18 protein-coding genes, 1 tRNA gene and 1 riboswitch are annotated in these 22,453 nt (G+C 44.3%); of the genes, 3 read left to right on the top strand and 16 right to left on the bottom strand.

What is annotated here, in order from left to right; all coding sequences use genetic code 11:
- Positions 1-78: 78 nt before the first annotated feature.
- The 11 genes from AB4583_RS13515 to moaA all read right to left on the bottom strand — a co-directional run bounded on the left by AB4583_RS13515 (position 79) and on the right by moaA (position 10,219).
- Entirely contained in the window at positions 79-1,017 is a 939-nt protein-coding gene (locus AB4583_RS13515; RefSeq protein WP_065583982.1) for a glutathione S-transferase family protein, read from the bottom strand.
- 198 nt (positions 1,018-1,215) lie between these two features.
- Positions 1,216-2,202, bottom strand: a complete 987-nt coding sequence (gene oppF, locus AB4583_RS13520) for a murein tripeptide/oligopeptide ABC transporter ATP binding protein OppF (RefSeq protein ID WP_017062172.1) — start codon at positions 2,200-2,202, stop codon at positions 1,216-1,218.
- Entirely contained in the window at positions 2,199-3,170 is a 972-nt protein-coding gene (locus tag AB4583_RS13525; RefSeq protein WP_012603544.1) for an ABC transporter ATP-binding protein, read from the bottom strand. The genes oppF and AB4583_RS13525 overlap by 4 nt, the downstream gene beginning before the upstream one ends.
- 42 nt (positions 3,171-3,212) lie before the next feature.
- Positions 3,213-4,115, bottom strand: coding sequence for an oligopeptide ABC transporter permease OppC (gene oppC / locus AB4583_RS13530; protein WP_372117735.1), 903 nt, complete (start codon positions 4,113-4,115; stop codon positions 3,213-3,215).
- Positions 4,116-4,130: 15 nt separating this feature from the next.
- The gene (gene oppB / locus AB4583_RS13535) at positions 4,131-5,051 is read right to left on the bottom strand and encodes an oligopeptide ABC transporter permease OppB (RefSeq protein ID WP_372117738.1); all 921 of its coding nucleotides are present in this window, start codon (positions 5,049-5,051) and stop codon (positions 4,131-4,133) included.
- A gap of 103 nt (positions 5,052-5,154) precedes the next feature.
- Positions 5,155-6,786: an ABC transporter substrate-binding protein gene (locus AB4583_RS13540; protein WP_372117741.1), complete on the bottom strand. Its 1,632-nt coding sequence runs from the start codon at positions 6,784-6,786 to the stop codon at positions 5,155-5,157.
- Between the two features lie 652 nt (positions 6,787-7,438).
- Positions 7,439-7,894 (bottom strand): molybdopterin synthase catalytic subunit MoaE, encoded by a 456-nt coding sequence (moaE, locus tag AB4583_RS13545; protein ID WP_017062176.1) that lies wholly within the window; start codon positions 7,892-7,894, stop codon positions 7,439-7,441.
- A 2-nt stretch (positions 7,895-7,896) separates the two neighbouring features.
- A complete protein-coding gene (gene moaD, locus AB4583_RS13550) occupies positions 7,897-8,142 on the bottom strand; it encodes a molybdopterin synthase sulfur carrier subunit (RefSeq protein WP_017063465.1) in 246 nt (81 codons plus the stop codon).
- Positions 8,139-8,618, bottom strand: a complete 480-nt coding sequence (moaC, locus tag AB4583_RS13555) for a cyclic pyranopterin monophosphate synthase MoaC (RefSeq protein WP_004734026.1) — start codon at positions 8,616-8,618, stop codon at positions 8,139-8,141. The genes moaD and moaC overlap by 4 nt, the downstream gene beginning before the upstream one ends.
- 12 nt (positions 8,619-8,630) lie before the next feature.
- The gene (moaB, locus tag AB4583_RS13560; protein ID WP_372051686.1) at positions 8,631-9,143 is read right to left on the bottom strand and encodes a molybdenum cofactor biosynthesis protein B; all 513 of its coding nucleotides are present in this window, start codon (positions 9,141-9,143) and stop codon (positions 8,631-8,633) included.
- A gap of 86 nt (positions 9,144-9,229) precedes the next feature.
- Entirely contained in the window at positions 9,230-10,219 is a 990-nt protein-coding gene (gene moaA, locus AB4583_RS13565; RefSeq protein ID WP_009848642.1) for a GTP 3',8-cyclase MoaA, read from the bottom strand.
- Positions 10,208-10,360: riboswitch (molybdenum cofactor riboswitch) on the bottom strand. It overlaps the preceding gene by 12 nt.
- 194 nt (positions 10,361-10,554) lie before the next feature.
- Between moaA and AB4583_RS13570 the strand changes: the two genes are divergently transcribed.
- Positions 10,555-11,442, top strand: a complete 888-nt coding sequence (locus tag AB4583_RS13570) for a YvcK family protein (protein ID WP_017062178.1) — start codon at positions 10,555-10,557, stop codon at positions 11,440-11,442.
- A gap of 74 nt (positions 11,443-11,516) precedes the next feature.
- Here AB4583_RS13570 and luxU read toward each other — a convergent pair whose 3' ends face one another.
- From luxU to uvrB, 3 genes are all read right to left on the bottom strand, one after another.
- Positions 11,517-11,861, bottom strand: a complete 345-nt coding sequence (luxU, locus tag AB4583_RS13575) for a quorum-sensing phosphorelay protein LuxU (RefSeq protein ID WP_017062179.1) — start codon at positions 11,859-11,861, stop codon at positions 11,517-11,519.
- A 24-nt stretch (positions 11,862-11,885) separates the two neighbouring features.
- A complete protein-coding gene (gene luxO / locus AB4583_RS13580; protein ID WP_004734031.1) occupies positions 11,886-13,274 on the bottom strand; it encodes a quorum-sensing sigma-54 dependent transcriptional regulator LuxO in 1,389 nt (462 codons plus the stop codon).
- A 302-nt stretch (positions 13,275-13,576) separates the two neighbouring features.
- Entirely contained in the window at positions 13,577-15,607 is a 2,031-nt protein-coding gene (gene uvrB / locus AB4583_RS13585; protein WP_372117744.1) for an excinuclease ABC subunit UvrB, read from the bottom strand.
- Between the two features lie 508 nt (positions 15,608-16,115).
- Between uvrB and AB4583_RS13590 the strand changes: the two genes are divergently transcribed.
- Positions 16,116-16,191 (top strand) — tRNA-Asn (locus AB4583_RS13590).
- Positions 16,192-16,361: 170 nt separating this feature from the next.
- Here the strand turns inward: AB4583_RS13590 and melB are convergent.
- A complete protein-coding gene (gene melB / locus AB4583_RS13595) occupies positions 16,362-17,735 on the bottom strand; it encodes a melibiose:sodium transporter MelB (RefSeq protein WP_372051683.1) in 1,374 nt (457 codons plus the stop codon).
- 475 nt (positions 17,736-18,210) lie between these two features.
- Entirely contained in the window at positions 18,211-20,328 is a 2,118-nt protein-coding gene (locus AB4583_RS13600) for an alpha-galactosidase (RefSeq protein ID WP_372051681.1), read from the bottom strand.
- Between the two features lie 847 nt (positions 20,329-21,175).
- Here AB4583_RS13600 and AB4583_RS13605 point away from each other — a divergent pair.
- A complete protein-coding gene (locus tag AB4583_RS13605) occupies positions 21,176-22,420 on the top strand; it encodes a carbohydrate porin (RefSeq protein ID WP_372051679.1) in 1,245 nt (414 codons plus the stop codon).
- The last annotated feature ends 33 nt before the right edge of the window (positions 22,421-22,453 follow it).

The following is a 22,453-nucleotide window of genomic DNA, read 5'->3' on the forward strand; positions in this document are numbered from 1 at the left end:
GCTCGGCGCACAAGCAAAAACCCTAGATGTTTATCTAGGGTTTTTTTATGTCTGGAGTAAAGGAACTACTTGGTAAGCCTAGCCTCGACCATGTGGTGATTCTAAGTCTAGCTCTGGTCCTTTGGGTACAACTTGAGTCGGATTGATACCAGTGTGGCTGTAGTAGTAGTGACGCTTGATATGATAGAAATCGGTCGTCTCTTTAATACCCTCTATTTGATAGAGCTCTTTTAGATAACCTTGGATATGTTTGTAATCCGCAATTCGTTGCTTGTTACACTTGAAGTGACCCACATACACAGCATCGAATCGAACCAAGGTCGTGAACAACCGCCAATCCGCTTCAGTAATCTGCTCTCCCGCTAAATAACGTTTCTCACTAAGATGCGCATCCACTTTATCTAACGCTTCAAATAACGCTTCATACGCCTCTTCGTAGGCTTCTTGTGTTGTCGCAAAGCCGGTTCGGTATACGCCGTTGTTGATGTTTGGGTAGATATAATCATTCCACTCATCAATCTTCTTGGACAACTCCCACGGGTAGTAATCATCGGTGTTACCCGTTAGCTCGTTAAACTCTGAGTTAAACATGCGAATGATTTCAGACGACTCGTTACTCACAATGGTGTTGGTTTTCTTATCCCACAGCACAGGTACCGTTACTCGACCTGAATAGTCCGGTTTGGCTTGAGTGTAGATTTGGTGCATTCGGGTATGACCAAACAGAGGTTCAGGTAACCCCATTTGCCAACCTTCACTCATCATGTCTGGGCAAACGACTGTCACGTCAATGTGATCGGTTAGGTCTTTCAGCTCGCGGAAGATAAGGGTTCGGTGCGCCCAAGGGCAAGCCAATGATACGTATAAGTGATAACGGCCGCTTTCAGGCTCAAACTGCGCGCCCGGTTTGTTCTCTATCCAGTGACGAAAGCCCGCATCTTCACGAACAAACTTACCACCGCTTTCTTTGGTGTCGTACCACACATCGTGCCAAACACCTTCAACTAACTTACCCATATCCAAACCTCTGTCATCGAAACTTTTCTCTAGTATAAAAAAAGCCAACTTTTTCAAAACTAGAAGAAGTTGGCTTAGTTGTTCGAATATTTTGATGAAGCTTGTTGAGCGAACCAATAAGCCTAAGACAAAAAAAGCGCGACTCTAAAAACTAGTCGCGCTTAAGCCTGTCACAGGCTGAACCGTTTTAAATTGGCCCTAGACTTGTACGTGCAAGCAAGATACTGCGTGCACATCATCGCCTTGAATCGTTGGCTTAGTTTGCGCACACGCTTCTGTCGCTTGTGGACAACGAGTACGGAAAACACATCCTGATGGTGGGTTGATTGGCGATGGTAGGTCACCTTCCAGCATCTGGATAGTTTTACTACGCTCTAAGCGAGGATCTGGAATAGGAACCGCCGACATCAACGCCTTGGTGTACGGGTGCTTTGGATCAGAGAATAGTGCATCTGACTCACCCAGCTCAACCGCATTACCTAGGTACATTACCAATACACGGTCTGAGATGTGCTTAACCACTGACAAATCGTGCGCGATAAATACCAGCGAAAGACCTAGCTCTTTTTGCAGTTCTTTCAAAAGGTTAACAACTTGAGCTTGGATAGATACATCCAGTGCAGAAACAGGTTCATCACAGATTATCATCTTAGGTTTCAAGATAAGCGCACGTGCAATACCAATACGCTGACACTGACCACCAGAGAATTCATGAGGGTAACGGTTGATTACGTTTGGTAGTAGACCAACCTTTGCCATCATCTCTTTAACTCTGTCCTTCACTTCTTGTTTAGAAAGTTCAGGGAAGAAAGTCTCTAGAGGCTCAGCAATGATATCGCCTACTGACATACGTGGGTTAAGCGACGCTAGCGGGTCTTGGAAGATCATCTGAATCTCTTTACGAGTCTCACGACGCTTCACTTCCTGCATCTTAGTTAGGTCTTGACCTAACCACATCACTTGACCTTCAGTCGCTTCAACCAAGCCGATAATCGCACGGGCAAAAGTTGATTTACCACAACCAGACTCACCCACTACGCCTAGTGTTTCGCCTTCGTAAAGGTGAACATCAACCCCATCAACCGCTTTAAGGTTTGATGGTTTTGCCCAAGGCCAAGCAGACTTAGCTGCAATGCTAAAGTGAACTTTCAGGTCTTTAATATCTAATAGTAATTCTTTACTCATTTTGTCCAAGTCTCCCAGTCTGAAAAACAAGCACGCTGACGGTCTTTAGCAAATGGCTGCAAAATCGGTGCTTCTTGCTTACAACGGTCCATTACACGGTGACAACGGTCTTGGTAAGGACAACCTGTTGGTAGGCGAAGTAAGTTAGGTGGGTTACCTGGAATCGTCGGTAGAATTTCACCTTCTGTATCCAAACGAGGAATCGCTTTAAGCAGGCCTTCCGCGTATGGGTGGCTTGGCTCGTAGAAGATTTCATCAACCGTGCCGTACTCCATTGTACGACCCGCGTACATCACAAGTACTTTGTCACAAGAACCAGCAACAACACCCAAGTCATGGGTGATCATAATGATTGCTGTATTGAACTCATCTTTTAGTTCGTTCAGCAATTCCATGATTTGCGCTTGAATGGTTACATCCAGTGCCGTTGTTGGTTCATCAGCGATAAGCAATTTAGGACGACACAGCAGTGCCATTGCGATCATCACACGCTGACGCATACCGCCCGAAAACTCGTGCGGGTACATAGTGATACGCTTACGTGCTTCAGGGATTTTAACCGCTTCAAGCATGCGTACTGATTCTTCAAACGCTTCTGCTTTACCCATGCCTTTATGCAGCATAAGTACTTCCATCAGCTGATCACTTACTTTCATGTAAGGGTTCAGTGACGTCATTGGATCTTGGAAGATCATTGCGATCTGTTCAGCACGAACCTTGTTCAGCGCTTTTTCAGGCAGGTTGAGGATTTCATTGCCTTCAAACTTTGCACTGCCTGAGATGATGCCGTTTTTAGCCAGCAGCCCCATCAGTGCAAATACCGTTTGTGATTTACCTGAACCCGACTCACCAACAATACCCAGCGTTTCGCCTTGGTTAAGTGAGAAGTTCAAGTCGTTTACTGCGGTTACGATACCATCTTGCGTGGTAAATTCGACGCGCAGATCTTTGACATCTAATAAGCTCATTATTGCTTCCTTAATCTTTTATAGCTTTTAATTGCTATTTCGTTATCTGTCTTTTGGATCAAGCGCGTCGCGCAGACCATCACCTACGTAGTTAAAGCAGAACAGCGTAACTACCATGAATGCCGCAGGGAATGTCAATTGCCAGATTGCAACTTCCATTGTTTGCGAACCTTCTTGAAGCAATGCGCCCCAGCTTGTCATAGGCTCTTGAACACCAAGACCAAGGAAAGATAAGAATGATTCTGTAAGGATCATGCTTGGAATAAGCAACGTAGAGTAAACCGCTACGATACCCAGTACGTTCGGTACGATGTGACGTGTAATGATCTTCCATTTGCTTACACCACATACGTGTGCAGCTTCAATGAACTCTTTACTACGTAGGCTCAACGTTTGACCACGTACAATACGCGCCATATCTAGCCAAGCAATCGCACCAATAGCAACGAAGATTAGGATGATGTTACGACCAAAGAACGTTACCAGGACGATTACTAGGAACATAAATGGTACCGCGTACAAGATCTCTAGGATACGCATCATCACTCGGTCAGTACGACCGCCGATGAAACCTGAAGCTGCACCGTAAAGCGTACCAATCAGTACCGCTACGAATGCGCCCATCACACCAACCATCAATGAGATACGACCACCGATAAGAGTACGAACGTACAAATCACGGCCTAAGCTATCAGTACCAAACCAGTGGTCCGCGCTTGGCGCTGCATGCATTGCGTACCAGTCAGTATCATCATAAGTGTACTGAGCAAGCATCGGTAAGAAGATAACCGCCAGTACCATAAGCATAAGAATAAACAGGCTTACCATTGCCGCTTTGTTTCGCATAAAACGAATGCGGGCATCCTGCCACAAACTGCGACCTTCAATCTCTAAGCTCTCAGAGAACTTTTCGATCGCTTCTAAATTTTCTTTTTTCTTCAACATAACCATGCGTCCCTGTTAGTAGCGAATTTTCGGGTCAATTAGCGCTAGCAAAATATCAACGATTGCGTTGAACAAGATGAATAGAAAACCAATCAAGATGGTTACACCCATTACTAGCGAGTAGTCACGGTTAAACGCGGCGTTAACAAACAGCTTGCCGATACCTGGTAGGCCGAAGATGGTTTCAACAACAACAGAACCTGTAATGATACCTACAAACGCAGGTCCCATATAAGAAACGACAGGCAGCAGTGCTGGCTTTAGTGCATGTTTTAGAATGATATAACGGTAGCTTAGACCTTTTGCACGCGCAGTTCGGATAAAGTTACTGTTTAGCGTTTCAATCATGCTACCGCGAGTAATACGAGCAAATGTGGCTACGTAAAGAAGAGACATCGCGATAACTGGCAGGACGATGTACATATAAGTACCGCCGTGCCAACCACCTGCTGGGAATATGTTCCAGTGCAGAGAGAACAGGTAAATAAGCGCTGGAGCCAACACGAAGGATGGCATTACTACCCCGAGCATAGCGGTCGACATTATGGTGTAGTCAATCCAGGTGTTGTGCTTCAAGGCGGCAATCGTTCCGACCGATACTCCCATAATCAGGGTAAAGATAAAGGCAATAAAACCTACCTTCGCAGATACTGGAAGTGCGACTGCGATCAGCTCATTTACGGTGTAATCTTGATATTTGAATGATGGACCAAAGTCACCTTGAACGATGTTAGTCAAGTACGTGGTGTACTGTTCAAATACAGGTTTATCTAAGCCGTATTTAGCTTCGATGTTAGCCATAACTTCTGGCGGTAATGGGCGTTCGCTCGAAAACGGGTTACCCGGTGCAAAACGCATGAGAAAGAAAGATATAGTGATCAACACCAACATGGTTGGAATCGCTTCGAATATCCTTTTCATAATGAATTTAAGCATAAACTCACTCTTTTCAGTCTGTGACAATTAAAAATTAAATAGACACTGCGTGCGATTTCTCGCACACAGGTCTAAGTTAGTTATATTTTATTTTTATAGGAGGTTATTTTGCTTTGATATAAAGATCTTTTGAATAGATCTTATCTTCGGCGTTACCTTCTGGGTAACCACCTAGCTGAGGTGATACAAGACGTGTTGTAACGTACTGGTAGACTGGAGCAATTGGCATGTCTTTAGCTAGCAATTTTTCTGCTTCGATGTATAGCTTAGTACGCTCTTCTTCTGAAGTAGAGCTTAGTGCTTTATCGATAATCTTGTCATAGTCTGCGCTCTTATAGTGCTGACCAGCAGTTGTATTTTGGCTAACCATCAATGTTAGGAATGAAGATGCTTCATTGTAGTCACCACACCAACCTGCACGAGCAACGTCAAAGTTACCAGTATCTTTACTGTCTAGATATGATTTCCACTCTTGGTTTTCGAGTTTCGCGTTAATACCAAGCTCTTTCTTCCACATTGATGCGATTGCTACAGCAAGCTTCTTGTGGTTCTCTGAAGTGTTGTAAAGCAGGTTGAATTCAAGTGGGTTGCTCTTCGTGTAGCCCGCTTCTTCAAGAAGACGCTTCGCTTCAGCAATACGCTCTTTTTGAGAAAGTTGACCATACTCTGGAGTTACCGGGTCAAAACCAGCAGTAATTTCAGGAGTCAAGAAGTAAGCTGGTTTTTGACCTTGACCAAGAATCGCTTTCGTCACGATGTCACGATCCATCGCATAAGAGATTGCTTTACGAACACGTACGTCGTCGAAAGGTGCTTTCTGAGCATTAAATTGGTAGTAATAAGTACACAGGTTACCCTTAATGTTTACATCTTCTGGGTATTCTTTCTGTAAGCGACGGAAGTGCTCGTTAGGAACTTCGTATGTGAAATCTAGTTCGCCAGAGAGGAAGCGGTTCATTTCCGCTACTTGGTTTTCGATTGGTAAGAATGTTACTGTGTTAAGAACTGTATGTTCGTTATCCCAATAATTTTCGTTGCGTACTAGTTCAAGACGCTCGTTAACTACCCATTGATTTGGAACAAACGCACCATTACCAACAAAGTTTTCAGGCTTAGTCCACTGGTCACCGAATTTTTCAACAGTTGCTTTATGTACTGGCTTCACTGTTGTGTGACCCATCATCATTACGAAATATGGGACAGCTGTATCTAAAGTCACTTCTAACGTGTAGTCATCTAAAGCTTTAACGCCTAGTTCACTCTTGTCTTTCTTACCCGCAACGATGTCTTTCGCATTCACCATCTTGGTATATTCCATGTACCAAGCGTATGGAGAAGCCGTTGCAGGATCAACCGCACGTTGGAAGCTGTAAACGAAGTCATTTGCCGTTACAGGATCGCCGTTAGACCATTTTGCGTCTTTGCGCAGGTGGAATGTGAATGTTTTGTTGTCTGTCGTTTCCCAGCTTTCAGCTACTCCTGGGATAGTATTGCCGTCGCCATCTTGGTTCACTAAACCTTCTAGAAGGTCACGAATTACGTGAGATTCTGGTACACCTTGAGATTTGTGAGGGTCGAGTGTTGCTACTTCAGTACCATTACCGCGAACCAGTTCCTGAACTTTTGCCAGTTCTGTGCCTGCTGGAACTTCAGCAGCGATAGAAAGAGTAGAAGAGGCAGCCACTGCCAAACCAGCACCTAGAAGAAGGGCCTGAGTGATTTTATTCTTGTACATTTAATAAACTCCAAGTTTTATGTATTGCATCCATGACTTCTTTGCTTGGTTCACTGAACGGCAGTGATTTAGATTTATTTAGCTCAAAATTTAAGCATAAAAATCTAAAACCTTACAAAGATTGAGGCACACACTATCAACCATTGAAGTAATTTGCCACAAACAAGTCGCAAAAAATCGGATAATTCTCCGAAATACTTAAGGTATCAGTGTAAATATCTAAAAAATCCCAAATCAGTAGTGACTTGCATAGAGGGATTAATTAAAAAACAGCCTTTAGTGTTGATGTGTCTGTGTTGATGCTTTTTTTTAGCATCTTATGCTAGAACACTGAGCGTAAATTAACATTAATGCCACATGAAATCTAATTGCACATCACATATCACCTAAACCGTCTACACTATTTGTGAGGATAATCACTTTATACAAGACAGCATAATGCTCTGCACCAAACCGGGTTATCCAATGCACCAATTAAGACAAAATTACGCGCTGAATTTATATGCAACCACAATGAATTATCATTTATCAAATCAATGATTATCTATAAATAGATTTATAGCAGGTACAAAAAAACCGACCTAAGTGGTCGGTTTTTGACTGTCTCATATACAAATGAGTAAATGCTGAAGCAACATCACTTTAAGAGAAATTACTTCTCCCAGCGTTCCGCTGCTTTCGTGTCTGAATCACGAGAATCAACCCAACGCGTCGTTTCGGTCGTGCGTTCCTTTTTCCAAAAGGGAGCCTTGGTTTTCAGGAAGTCCATAACGAATTCACAGGCTTCAAATGCAGCACCACGGTGTGCACTGGATACACCAACGTAAACAATCTGGTCGCCGATATCTAAGTCACCTACACGGTGGATAACACGCATCTTCTGAATAGGCCAGCGAGCCTCAGCTTGGTCACAGATCTCGCTCAGTGATTTTTCTGTCATACCCGGATAGTGCTCCAGAGACAAACCAATCACATTGTCGCCAAGGTTCATGTCGCGAACTTTACCAACGAACGTCACAATCGCTCCGGCAGCTGTACCTTGAGCCAAGTAGTCGTATTCGTCGCCTACCGAGAAGTCCTCAGCTGTCACTAATACTCTTGGATCCATGCTTAGCCTCCAGTCACTGGTGGGAAGAAAGCCACTTCGTCGCCGTCTTTCACTTCAGCTGTCAGAGGTACGATTGATTGGTTAAGTGCAGCCAGAAGCTTCCCCTCTTCCAATGCGATATCCCATTTGCCTTCTTGTGTCACAAGATGACTACGAATCGCTTCAATCGTCTTAAATTGTGCATCAACTTCAACGCTGTCCACACCAACAAGTTCACGAGTTTGAGCAAAGAAAAGTACTGTAATCATGACTCCACCTTAAAGTGACCAGATTTACCACCTGTCTTCTCTAGCAGGCGCACGTTTTCGATAACAATGTCTTTCTGAACAGCTTTACACATATCGTAAATCGTTAACGCAGCCACAGAAGCAGCCGTTAGCGCTTCCATCTCTACGCCCGTCTTACCCGCAAGCTTACAAACAGATTCGATGCGAACCTTGTTTTCAGACTCGATAGCTTCAAGCTGCACTTCTACTTTAGTTAATAGCAGAGGGTGACACAGAGGAATCAGATCCCACGTCTTCTTCGCCGCTTGAATACCCGCAATACGTGCCGTTGCGAAAACATCACCTTTATGGTGGCTACCAGAGACAATCAGCTCTAGCGTTTCTGCCGACATTTGAACGAAGGCTTCCGCTCTCGCTTCACGTACTGTTTCCGCTTTAGCCGATACATCGACCATGTTTGCTTCGCCAGACGCGTTAATGTGTGTAAATTGGCTCATACTCAAACCGCCTTATACAGAAAGGTGTGGCATGAAGTTACAAGGACGGTGGCTAGCATCCAGCTGTTGCTTGATGATCTTAGTCCAACCGGTGCGGCAAGCGCCTGTAGAACCTGGCATCGCAAAGATAACCGTGTGGTTAGCAAAACCCGCGATCGCACGAGATTGAATTGTCGAAGTACCGATCTCTTCGTAAGATACTTGACGGAATAGCTCACCAAAGCCTTCTACTTCTTTGTCGAACAGTGGCTTAAGCGCTTCAGGCGTGCTGTCGCGAGAAGTGAAACCAGTACCACCCGTGATCATGATAGCTTGTACGCTTTCATCAGCGATCCATTTAGATACGATCGCACGGATCTTGTACATGTCATCAATAACGATTTGCTTATCAACCACGTTGTGACCCGCTTCTTTAGCATGCTCTGCTAGGTAACCGCCTGAAGTGTCGTTTTCTTCTGTACGAGTATCTGAAACCGTTAGTACTGCGATGTTTGCTGCTTGGAATTTGCTTTCTGCGTGACCCATTTGTTCACCTATATAAATTTTTCATTAGACTGATTCGCCCAGCCTGAAGAAGCTGAGCGATAAAATGCTTTAGAGTGTGTAGCGGGTTAACCGCCGATTGACGCCAAGTTTGGAGTCATGCCGCTGTTGCCATCGTGTAAGAAGTGGCTAACGGACTTGGTTTGAAGCTGAGCCTGAATTCGATCAATGAGTTCTTGCTCTTGTTGATCTTCTTGAATCAGATCTCTCAGTTCAACACCATGGTCGCCAAACAGACATAAGTGAAGTTTACCGGTCGCAGAAACGCGCAGTCGGTTACAACTCTCACAAAAGTCTTTCTCGTAAGGCATGATCAAACCGATTTCACCCTTGTAGTCTGGGTGGACAAACACTTGCGCCGGGCCATCGTTAACGGCTTTGACTTTTAACAGCCAACCATTAGCAATAAGCTGGTTGCGAATCGCAACGCCAGACACATGATGTTTATCGAACAACTCGTCCATCTCGCCGGTTTTCATCAGCTCGATAAAACGTAATTGAATAGGTTTGTCTTTGATCCAATTAAGGAAGGCTGGTAATTCCTGACTATTGAGGTCTTTCATTAATACGACGTTGACTTTGACTTGTTCAAAGCCAACCTCAAACGCTTTATCAATGCCTCGCATAACCTCAGTAAACTTATTCTCACCAGTGATCTGATGGAACATGCGCGAATCTAAACTATCCACGCTCACGTTTATATGGGTTAAACCAGCATCACGCCATTGCCCTACTTGTTTCTCCATGCGGTAGCCATTCGTTGTGGTGGCTACTTTTTCGATGCCTGGAGTAGAAGCAACGGTATGTATGATTTCAGGAAAGTCTTTACGCAGACTCGGCTCTCCGCCTGTAATGCGGATCTTTGAGGTACCACAATCTGCAAACGCTTTAACAACGCGTTTGATCTCGGGAACACTTAAAAAAGACGAGTTTTTTTGCCCTGACGGTTTGTAACCATCTGGCAAGCAGTAAGTACATTTAAAGTTACAGACGTCTGTAACCGACAAGCGCAAGTAATAAAACTTGCGATGGAATCTATCTTCGAATTGTTGCGCCACGGAACACCTTTCCAAACACGGGAGGCATAATCATTTCCAATTAAGCCCTTGTGACAACATGTCACTGGCTCTTGATGCGTATCGGTACAGCAAATACCACTGTGCGACTTAGCATGCGAGAGCTCGGAGTTATGGCAACTGAGCGTTATATTCACACGCGCAGTAGCTGAGTAATAAAATACTTAATATTTGTACGTGAATCTAGCTCTGATGGTAAAAAACGGGTCACATCGGCAAAAAAAACGTATCAAACGCTCAAAATAACTCTTGTTGAGTATATAGCGAGAAGCATTTAACCTAAATTATAGTTGGTAATAACCTAACAAGAACAATAAATGAATATTTACTCTTCAAAGAAAGTCGTAGCAATCGGCGGTGGCCATGGCTTAGGTCGCATGTTAGCTGCATTAAAAGACTTTGGTAACAACGCAACTGGCATTGTTGCAACGACAGATAACGGCGGTTCCACCGGACGTATTAGAGATTGCCAAGGTGGCATCGCATGGGGAGATACACGCAACTGTATCAACCAATTAATCACAGAGCCTTCAATCAGTTCGATGATGTTCGAATACCGCTTTCGTGGTCAAGGTGAGCTAGACGGTCATAACTTGGGTAACCTAATGCTGACGGCGTTAGACAACCTTTCCGTTCGCCCATTGGAAGCAATTAACCTGATTCGAAATATGCTCAAGGTCGATGTCAATATCGTGCCGATGACTGAGCATCCTTCAGACCTCACGGCTCTATCAATGGACGGCCGCTGGGTTACCGGCGAAACCAACGTTGATGACATGACGGAAAAGCTGCGCATGATGGACTTGTCTCCAGAAGTGCCAGCAACCAAAGAAGCCGTTGCTGCCGTTGAGCAAGCAGACTGCATTGTCCTTGGCCCTGGAAGCTTTTTAACCAGTGTGATGCCCCCTCTTCTCCTTCCAGAGATTGGCAAAGCAATCTCTGAGAACACCAAGGCAAAAGTTATCTTCGTTGAAAACCTTTCACCAGAGCACGGTCCCGCAGGGAAAATGACGCTTCAAGAGCAATTGGAGTGGTGTGAACGTACCTGTAAGGCAAGGAAAATAGACATCGTGTTAGGCAATGAACCTCACCCGGAACTAGAAGTGCAATGGAATTGTGTGACCACAGATCTTGCATCGGCAAACCGAGATTGGCGACACGACCGTGTGAAGCTTCAACAAGCCATTGAAGCCCAGTTGGCGTAGCCATAGGTTCAAGCGACAAACAACAAAAAAGGAGCATGCTGCTCCTTTTTTAATCTCAGTAATAACTCGCTGTTTTAAAGGTCCGTCATCAACTGCTGATATTCAGTGTACGTCGATAACAGGAGGTCTTGCATATCTTGAAAATCAATCTCGGTTACAGGCAACGCTTGCTTCACTTTTGCGTCTAAGCTAATCGCAAAACTACACAAAGAATCCGCACCAAAGCTTGCTGCGCTGCTCTTAAGCGCATGACTGATATCAGCCAAGTACTTAGAGGTATCCGACTCTTTATTTATCTCTAGGTGTTCGTAGTAGCCTTTCAACTCACCTAAAAAGATTTCCAGTAAAACCGGGACATTCTCTTGGCCTATTTCGCCGGCAAGCTCATCAACTTTTTGCTGATTTAATACTTTCGTCATTATTATTTTCTTATTGTTTGTTGATTACTGCTTCGCATTCCACGTTTGCAACTTACGGTATATCGTCGATGGACTGACATCTAAGAAACCTGCCGCACGAGGGATGTTGCCATCACACGCTTTAATGGCCTGCTCGATAGCCGTTTTCTCAGTGATCCACAATGGGAAAATATCTTTTACCGTGATGTCTTCATTCTGCTTCTCTTTCAATCGCAGACTGTTTTCAATCGGTTGGTTCAACGGTGGTGGAAGCATGTTGAGAGTAATCTCTTTGCCGTTATTCAAAACCACCACGTTCCGCAACACGTTTTGTAGCTGACGAACGTTACCCGGCCACTCATATTGATTAAAGCGATCAAGTACTTCCTGAGCAAAACGTACAAACGCCTTCCCCTCCTCGACCGACATATAGCCTAGCAGAGAATACGCGATCTCGATGACATCTTCACCACGCTCACGCAATGGCGGCAAGTGCAATGGAATCACGTATAAACGATAGTATAAATCTTCTCTAAAGCGACCTTCTTGTACTTCTTTCCAAGGGTCACGGTTGGTCGCACACACAAAACGAACGTCGACACTCTTCATCTTCGAAGAGCCGACTTTTTGGAAAGTACCGGTTTGGATAAAGCGCAGCAGCTTGGTTTGCAGCTCTAAGTCCATTTCGCACAGTTCATCAAGGAACAGTGTTCCACCATCAGCAAGCTCAGCAGCACCTTGGCGATCGGTCGCAGCACCGGTAAAGGCACCTTTAACGTGGCCAAACAGCTCACTTTCAATCAGGTCTTTAGGGATAGCGGCACAGTTAATCGCGATGAACGGCTTATCGCCACGCTTACTCGCCGCATGAATGGCTTCTGCACATACCTCTTTACCGGTACCACTTTCACCAGTAATGAAAATGCTCGCCTTACTCGATGCAGCAGAATCGATAGTTCGGTAAACCTGCTGCATGGTTTGGCTGCTGCCGATAAAACCTTGGTAGTTCTGGTTTCCCGGGTGTTCCGAGCTATTTTTAAGTTTGGTGGCTTTGCGGATCGCATTATTCACCGTAATACGGAGTCGGTCGGCTTCACACGGTTTGATAAGGAAATCTTGAGAGCCATGACGCATCGCTTCTACAGCGGTATCGATAGAGCCGTGAGCCGTCATGAAGATAACTGGAACTTCAGGGTATTTTTGTTTTACAGCAAATAGTACGTCCATACCCGTCATATCAGGCAGACGTAGATCTAATAAAATAAGGTCTGGGATTCGATGATTCAAACTCTCGATTGCATCGCGGCCAGTGCCGACAATGTTGATATCAATTTCGAGCGGTGTAAGATACGAGCGATATAAAGCTGCTACCGAAGCGGTATCCTCTACCATCAACAAATACTTCGATTTGTTATCTAGCGTTTTTGATTGCATATCCTAGCCATTTATAATTTGCATTTCTTATTATAGTCGCATTCCGCTTTGCATTATGCAAATTAGCCACAGTATTTGTAGTGTGTTTTTTTACTTGCTTCAAACAATCAATGTTTTATCTATCTGGCACGAACGATGCAACGGTATAAATGACCTTCGGGTCACCTAGCCAACTGACGTTGTTAGTGGACCGATTGTTCACAAACGTAAGCCAGTAGAACATTTACTACTGGCTGTTTTTTTGTCTGAAACACTCTCAATTCTTGTGTTGAGGGGGATCAATTCTCGAGCGAAAAGTGAGATTAGCTGTTGGTAATAAACTGCTTTCTTAACTGATCAATTTCATCACGCTTCTGTGCGGCCAATTCAAATTCCAGATTCTGAGCATGCTGATACATCGCAGATTCTAGCTTACTGATCTCTTTATCAAGCTTTTGCGGCGTAAGTACGGCATAACTTTCAGAAGGCTCAGCCACCTTAGATAAAGGAACTTGCTTCGATTGGCGCTGCTGCTTCGACTTGGTTAGATCACCCAGTTCCATAATGTCTTTAATATTGCGTTTCAACGCTTGCGGCGTGATACCTTGCTCTTCGTTGTAGGCTTGCTGTTTCTCGCGACGACGATCGGTTTCATCAATCGCTTTTCTCATCGACTTAGTAATCGAATCACCATAAAGGATCGCTCTACCTTCCAAGTTACGCGCAGCACGACCAATGGTTTGAATCAGAGAACGCTCAGAACGCAAGAAGCCCTCTTTATCTGCATCAAGAATCGCCACCAGCGAAACTTCAGGCATATCCAAACCTTCACGAAGTAAGTTAATGCCCACTAACACATCGAACTCGCCCAAACGTAGGTCTCGGATGATCTCTACACGCTCAACGGTATCGATATCCGAGTGCAAGTAACGCACTTTAACGCCGTGCTCACTTAGGTATTCGGTTAAGTCTTCTGCCATTCTCTTGGTCAACGTGGTAACCAAAACACGCTCTTCTTTCACTGAACGGATTCTGATTTCAGACAGCAAGTCATCCACCTGCGTCGCGACAGGTCTTACTTCGATGATTGGGTCTAACAGACCAGTAGGACGTACCACTTGATCAGCAATCTCGCCATCTGATTTTTCAATCTCGTAATTACCTGGTGTTGCCGACACAAAAATCGTTTGTGGGGCTATAAACTCAAATTCTTCAAACTTCATTGGACGGTTATCCAATGCAGAAGGCAGTCTAAAACCAAACTCGACCAAGGTTTCTTTACGAGAACGGTCACCTTTATACATCGCACCAATTTGCGGCACAGTCACGTGTGACTCATCGATGATCAGCAAACCATCATCAGGCAGGTAGTCAAATAACGTTGGCGGCGCTTCCCCTTCCGCACGGCCGCTCAAGTATCGTGAATAGTTTTCGATACCGGAACAGAAGCCAAGCTCAGTCATCATCTCAATATCAAACTGAGTTCTTTGAGAGATACGCTGCTCTTCCAAAAGCTTATTGTTGTCTTTTAAGTATTGAGCACGATCGCGCAGTTCGTCCTTGATGTTCTCAATCGCCTCAAGGATTTTTTCTCTTGGCGTTACATAGTGAGTTTTTGGATAAACCGTAAAGCGCGGCAAGTCTCTTTGTTTCACCGCACCAGTCAGAGGATCAAAAATACTAATGCAGTCCACTTCGTCATCGAACATCTCAATTCGAACCGCATCTTGGTCAGATTCAGCCGGAAAGATATCAATCACCTCACCACGAACACGGAACTGACCACGTTCAAAGGCGACATCGTTTCTTGAATATTGCAGCTCAGCCAATCGACGCAGGATGTCTCGCTGATCCATCACCTCGCCACGACTCAAATGAAGCATCATCTTCAAATAAGACTTAGGATCACCCAGACCGTAGATAGCAGACACAGAAGCCACAATGATGGCGTCTTTTCGTTCTAATAAGGCTTTGGTTGCCGAAAGCCTCATTTGTTCGATATGAGCGTTCACAGACGCATCTTTCTCGATGAACGTGTCCGTGGTTGGAACGTAGGCTTCAGGTTGGTAGTAATCGTAGTAAGAAACGAAATACTCAACGGCATTGTTTGGAAAGAAAGATTTCATCTCACCGTAAAGTTGAGCCGCCAATGTCTTGTTAGGCGCTAACAGAATCGCAGGTCTTTGAGATTGGGAAATGACGTTGGCAAGGGTAAAGGTTTTACCTGAGCCCGTTACCCCTAGTAGAGTTTGATGTGCCAAACCAGAATCTAATCCGTCTAGTAATTTGGTTATCGCTGTCGGCTGATCACCGGACGGGCTGTAGTCCGATACCAAGTCAAAGAGTTTACTCATAGGTCGCCATTTCCATACTGTTTTTTTAATCAGGTCATTGTCACTCTAGGAGGAGTGTCGTTGCAACAATTATCTAGAGAAATGCATCTTAAGATCAGAGATCAGTTATAGCTTTTATTTTTAGAACTTGGTATTATTCGTGCCCTGCAAAGTTTCCCCAGCTAAATTACTCGAATTTTAATCCACTACTTTTCCCCAAAAAACCTAAAAATACCGCTTGTTTTACTGTTCGTTTTATAATCTACAAAAGTTATACAATTGCGACATTTTGCTATAAATCTTTTAAATACATTACGTTAGATAAGGTTTTTACATTTTTCGATTTATCCCGATTATTGTTGTTAAAGTTTCACACACACACTTATCCACAATTTTGGTGGATAACTAAAGCAAAGCTAAATCCTATAAGGCGTTCAAGAAAGTAAAGTTTTTTATCTTACTTTTTTCTGATATTTTTTATTGACAGAAATCCGGACAATTATTAGAATTCGCGTCGCTAACAAGCAATTCCCCTTTAGTTCAGTTGGTAGAACGGCGGACTGTTAATCCGTATGTCGCAAGTTCAAGTCTTGCAAGGGGAGCCAAATTTAAAGAAGCCGCATCATTCGATGCGGCTTTTTGCGTTTTAGTCGAAACAAAAGCCCTACAGGCACAGCTTTGATTAACTCACATCCATAAAAAAACGCCTCACAAGGAGGCGTTTGGGCTTAGTGACTAAACTGAGCTTTATTCTAGATTAGACGTCGTTTAGCGGTTATGCTTCTGCTGTAACAACATTTGTCTGAGTCTCTTTACCGGCTTGGTCTTGATCAAATCCTTCATGCAGGTGGTAGTAGCGCTTATAAACAAGAGCACTTACCGTCATTAGAATCGCTGGTAAACCTACCATCATAAACTGCAGTCCCATGATAGTGCTGTCAGACTGTTCCACGTTTGGTACATAACCCACCACAGACAAGCCCATACCAACAATAAAACCACCAGCCGCGCCTGCAAACTTAACAAGCATCGTTTGAACAGAGAAGATAACACTCTCACTGCGACGACCCGTTTTGTGTTCACCGTAATCAACAACATCGGCAAGCATTACAGTTTGCAGTGCGTTAGCGATACCCACACCAAACTTGATAGCAGCACCTGCGATACCGATTAGAATCGCGTTACCTGGAGCGATAAAGCCCATGATAAGTAGAGTGGTACAAGACAGCACTGGGAAGCCACAAGCGATAACCCATAGGTGTTTGCGTGGTAACACTGATGCAATACGAGGGAACAAGAATACGCCTGCAACTTCAGCGATACCTGCCACCATCATATAAACGGGGAACAAGTCAGCGTTGCCTAAAGCGTAAGAGAAGTAGTAAATCGCAAAACCACCCACCAACAAGTTTGCTATTTGGAACGACAATACGGTACCAATAAGTGCTTTTAGTTGGTCATTCTTACCAATGATAACCATTACATCTTTAAAGCTGAAACGCTCAGCTGGTTTCGCATTTGCTGGTGCCGATTTTTCTTTTACGTTGCGAGCAATCAAGAATGCACTCATCACGAACAGCACAGCAATCAACATAGCAACGTTGAAGAAACCTTGTCCTTGGTCGCCGTCACCCAGTTTACCGACAATATGTAGCCCGTAAGTACCCGTAATAAACCACGCCAAGCTAGCAAATAATCGTGGCCAAACAACCAGCTTTTCACGTTCTTGACGAGAGCTCGATAGTGCAGGAATCAAAGACCAATATGGAATGTCCATAATAGTGTACGTAAGGCCCCACAGAATATAAGCAGCCGCTGCATAAATGTATAACGTAGTGCCTTCAAACATATGCGTACTAAAAAGACCAACAAGCACTACAGCATTTAACATGGTTCCAATCACTATCCAAGGACGGAATTTACCAAACTTAGAGCGTGTGTTATCAACGATAACGCCCATCATTGGGTCGGTCACCGCGTCGACAATGCGCGCGGCCAAAAAGATAGTACCCACAAATGCCGCTGACAGCCCAGCAACATCGGTGAAGTAAAACATTAAGAAGATGTAGATTGGAGCACAGGCAAAGTCTTTACCTAAAGCCCCAAGTCCATACGATAATTTGGTTTGTAGAGTAATTTGATCAGACATAGTATTTCCTTCAGGCGCGTAACTTCATCTCCTAACAGACGTTGAAACGCTTACCTTTTATTTATAATAATTTATCCACTCAAGTTCTGTTTTAGAGCCACTCTGTGGTCGCTTCTTAAAACACTCAAGTATCAAGTCCGATGCTAATGTAACCATTCCAACGAACAGATACTGTGATCAACAACCACTCCATGGAAACGTTTTCAGTCAAATGTCCAAAGTGAGAGATCGAACAATAAAACCCTCGAATTGATAGAGAATATCGCTAATTAAAGTGCTCAAAACAGTTCATTGTGTGAAGTAACGCATGAGAACGATTACATAAGTACAGTATCACGCTGGGAATACCTACAGTTCTCCAATCTATACGGGCACATCAAATTGATTTGATAGTTCATGACGGCTTATTAAAGGCAATAAAAAACCGCGTAATTTCACCTACGCGGTTCATCAAATATAAAGCCTATGCTAAAACTTACTCGATACGTTCAAACTTAATCAGCATCGCTGTTTCTGCGTCAAGTATTGGCATCGTCAGCCCCACCTCGGCACACCAAGCACCTGATAATTCACAGCAAGACTCTGTCCATGGCGGTTGATAATTCACAATATCATCGTAATTTGACGGTTTATCAATCACAGATACCTTGTATAAACTTTGTGGATCTAGCCCAGGTATACGCAAATGACCACTCAATGAATTGGTTGGCATCGCAAGCTGTGCAATCATCACCACAGCTTCTGACACATCTTCGGAGACGACCGCATGGATTTGATGGGCACTATCGTCCGTTGGAACTCGCCAAGTTCTCCCGCTATGCAGTAACGGGCGCAGCATCTTATGTAGCTTGATGTAGTGTTCAAAGCCCTGCTTCTCTTCTTGCACTTCTTTCACAGGATCTAATTCAATCCCCATATGACCAAACAGTGCTGTTAGACCACGAAACTCAATACTATGACGACGACGAGTGCTGTGGCAGTGGCTCGCACCAATATGGCTTCCCATTACCTCAGGGGGGAAGAAGTAACTCATCCCACGCTGAATCGTTTGTCTTTCCAGCGCGTCATTGTTATCAGACGCCCAAAAACGTTGCGTACGCTTAAGAACCTCAAAATCGATACGACCACCACCAGCCGCACACGATTCAATATCAACCATTGGGTGCTTCTCTCGGACTTTATCGACCAACTCATAATAACGAGCGGTTTGTTGATGAGCCGCAGCCCTGCCTAGATGCGCAGGTTGTACAACTTCTCGGTTCATATCCCACTTAATGTAAGCAATGTTGTACTGACTTAAGAAGTGGTCAAGACGCTCAAACAAAAAGTCGAATGCTTGTTGATTCTGAAGATCGATAACATATTGATTACGACCCGTTGGTTGGTCATAGCCGTCAACCGCAAGCAACCAGTCTGGATGGGCTCGGTATAAGTCAGAATCCTTATTGATCATCTCAGGTTCGAACCACAATCCAAACTCCATACCCAACTGATTAACGTGCTCAACTATCGGAGCTAAACCATTTGGGTATTTTTCTTCATCTAAGAACCAATCCCCTAGCGCAGCCTTGTCTCCGCAGCGCCCTTTGAACCAGCCATCGTCAATGATAAAACGCTCTACTCCCATATCCGCGGCTTGGCTAGCCATCGACATAATATAATCAGGATCATGGTCAAAATAGATGCCTTCCCAAGTATTAAGATGGATAGGTCGAGGCTTTTGTGCGAAAGACTCCGGCAAGATGGAACAACGCACATGGGAGTGGAACTGATGGCTCATTCCATTTAAGCCTTCCGAACTGAAACTGGCATATAACCAAGGTGTCGTTAAGCTTTCACCTTCATCCAATGTAATCTCACCCGGTAGATAAATAACTTCCGCTTGCACGTAGCGACGACCGTCTGCTTTTACATCCGCGCGCAGTCTGTGGTTACCACTCCAAGCGAAGTGAATCCCCCACACATCACCTGCCATTTCATTAAAGTTAGCGGTACCGACAACCATCGCTGGATAATGTTCATGAGACGTTCTTCCGCGACGATTTTCTTGCTGATAGCCCCCTTGCTGTAAGGGTTGACGCACCGTTTGGAACTCATGTACCCAGCGGCCGTAGTACGTCATCAACTCATTAGCTCTTGCTGGTAATGGCAAAGTATTGGCGAGACGGTTCACCTGATAAAGGCCGGCTTTAACGTTGGTTAAGGTGTGACGAGATTTCACAACATCATGTTTATCGAGGCATAACTCGGTTGTTAAACGTAAGCCTGCACGTATATCTTCACTCTCAATGATTAGGCTAGATGGTGTTTGTTGAACATCCGTAATAGAGAAAACAGGCGCCCAGTCCAATCCGTCTCGGTGCCCTTCTAATGCCGGACTGCTGAAAACACCGCGCCCGAGTTCAGGGCTCAGCGACATAGCGACATCATTATCAAGGCGACCGTAAGGAACTGGCCTTTGAAGAGAAACACGAAAGTTCGCTAGATCGCCACGAACTGGAACTCCCCAATGCAGAATTTCGGCGAAATCACCAAGTTCAACGATCAGTTGCGAGTCTTTACCCGTAATTTCTACTAGGGATTTATTCGTCATTTTATTTAACCTTAACGCGTTTAATTACCCCGTATCATAATTATTGAGCTGAGAGTTTCTGTGATCAAACCCAAAATCATGAAAACGTTTCCATTAAATATTTTGAGATTAATAGATTCAAATAATGCCCCTTAACTCAAAGATTTATGCCAAACACCATCTCAACGCATATGCTCCTAATCCCAAAGAATAGGGATATTCCACATTATATAAAGCGCTATAACGTTAAAATAAACAGGAGTTTAATAACAATTAAACCCTTAAAATTCATTGCATTATGATGGATCTGCAATTTGAAAATTGGCTCACACACATTTCCTCTTGAACTCACCACACCACACTCGTATTCTTAACCTTTAGAGTACAACTATGAAGTGTCTCCCTGGGTCCTAACTTTTACATTCCAGCTTGACGGTATAGAACGCAATGCCTGTAGCCTAGCTTCGACATTGAATTTGATACTTACTTCCTTGTCTCACATGCCCAGTTATCATTGACTGGGCTGCTTTTCCCCTCAAAAATCACCCTAATCCCTTGCTAGCTCTAGCCTCACATCACTGTTACCTATGTCCGAACACAACGAGAAACTTCAACTTTAGCGCACGTTCAACCCCCTCCCCCCCTGAAATAGAAAACGATTCCATTAAAAACCCACAGAAACCTCTATAAAACTGCCACCACAAGCCCAATAACCAGATCAAAATCACACAAAATAATCACAAACCCATCAATAGCGTAAAAATGCCAACCTCATCATGAAAACGTTTCCATTATTTATTTACACTCTCGCTCGAGTTAGGACTCAAACATAAAAATATCCATAAATAAAAAATAATGGAGACACTTCATGAAACAAAAAATGCTAGTTAAAGCATTAGGATTCACTCTGGCCCTCACCCCATTAATCAGCTTCGCTGCAGTGGAAAACGTAACGTATTTTGGTTATGCGAAATGGGGCAACATCTACACCGATAATGACCAACATAACGATGGCAAAGGAGAACGCAACGACGTTATTCGAGCTGGTCAAGGTTACGGTAACTACCGTTTAGGTAATGAACTGAACTGGTGGGAAGCGGGTGTGAAAGCCGATGTATGGCGTGACAATGACGCTTATTTTGATACCACGATTTATCTAGGTAGTGGTGATAGCTGGGGGGATGTCAGTACGATTCAGCTTTGGTCAGCAGGTCATGGCCTGATCGATGGACAACCTAACGCGAAAGTATGGGCCGGAGAGCGTTTTTATCGTCGCCATGAAGTCCACATGATTGATGTTAAGTACTGGGATACATCCAGTACGGGTTTAGGTATTGAAGATTGGGATCTAGGGTTTGCGGATGCACATTTGGCCTGGATGGCGCCAAACTCGTCAAGTGACGATGGGCGTAGTCTTCACAATATTGATGCTCGCTTAAGCGGTATTGAATTGAGTGACACAGCGGATCTTACTCTTGGTTTGAACTACGTGACCACGCAAAACTCGAGCTACGACGATAAAGACATTACTACTTCTGGCGCAATGCTCTCTGCTCTTTACCGTCAAGCTTGGAACTACGGTTCAAACACCTTGGCCTTCCAATACGGTACTGATGCCTTAGCTGGCGGGTTAATGAGTGCTGAAGGTGGTTCAGACAAAAAGTACAGCACTGGCGTCGAACATGATGGCTACAGCTGGCGTCTATTTAACCATGGTGACTTAAATATCAGTGAAGATGTTCAAGTCATGTACTCCATCGCTTATCAAGATAACAACCTAGATAACAACGATGGTGAGAAGTGGTTCAGTGTCGGAGCTCGTCCTCAATATGCTTGGACAGATTACATGTCGACATCATTAGAGGTGGGTTACGAAACGGTAGAAGCTCAAAACGGCTCGGGCACCAACGATATGTATAAAGTGACCGTGGCTCAAATGTTCCAAGCTGGAAAAGGGGTATGGGCTCGTCCATCTATTCGTATTTTTGCGACGTACTCTGAATCCAACAACGAATGGGATCGTGGTAACGAGACTTATGGAACGGCAACAAGCATCAATGCCGAGACTGTTGACGAGATTACCTTTGGTTTCAACGTAGAGACTTGGTGGTAAACCACCACACCCGAGCGTCTGTTCAATCAACGA

Origin of the sequence: Vibrio sp. 10N.222.49.C12 (genome assembly GCF_041475025.1) — a bacterium.
Lineage (GTDB): Bacteria > Pseudomonadota > Gammaproteobacteria > Enterobacterales > Vibrionaceae > Vibrio > Vibrio crassostreae_C.